The 285-nt window shown below is 45.3% G+C and carries 1 protein-coding gene; it reads right to left on the bottom strand.

Annotation, left to right across the window (positions count from 1 at the left end; translation table 11 throughout):
- A partial coding sequence (locus LZP73_RS20680) for a metallophosphoesterase family protein (RefSeq protein ID WP_442800786.1) occupies positions 1 to 285 on the bottom strand: 285 nt, incomplete at both ends.

Here is a 285-nt window from a genome sequence, read left to right as displayed (position 1 = left end):
CCAATTCAACAATATAGACACCTTTTTCTTCCTTACGCTTGGCTTCTTTGACATTAAAGGCGACCGGACTGCCTGAATAGTGCACGCACTGGCTCGGACTGGCAAATCGGGTATGGATATGCCCCAAGGCCACATAATCGAAAGCCTTGAAAAGGTCACTGGTCACATTAGAAAGACCACCTACCGTATTGCTGGTTTCAGAAAGCATCAGTTCTCGAAGACTTTGACCATCACTATCATCCTTCTTAGAAACCGCAAAATGCGTCACTAAAATATGGGCCTTGT

The organism is Shewanella sp. AS16, assembly GCF_021412365.1.
GTDB classification, from domain to species: domain Bacteria; phylum Pseudomonadota; class Gammaproteobacteria; order Enterobacterales; family Shewanellaceae; genus Shewanella; species Shewanella salipaludis.
Note: the sequence above shows the minus strand (reverse complement) of the source record. Positions and strands in the feature narration are given on the sequence as shown.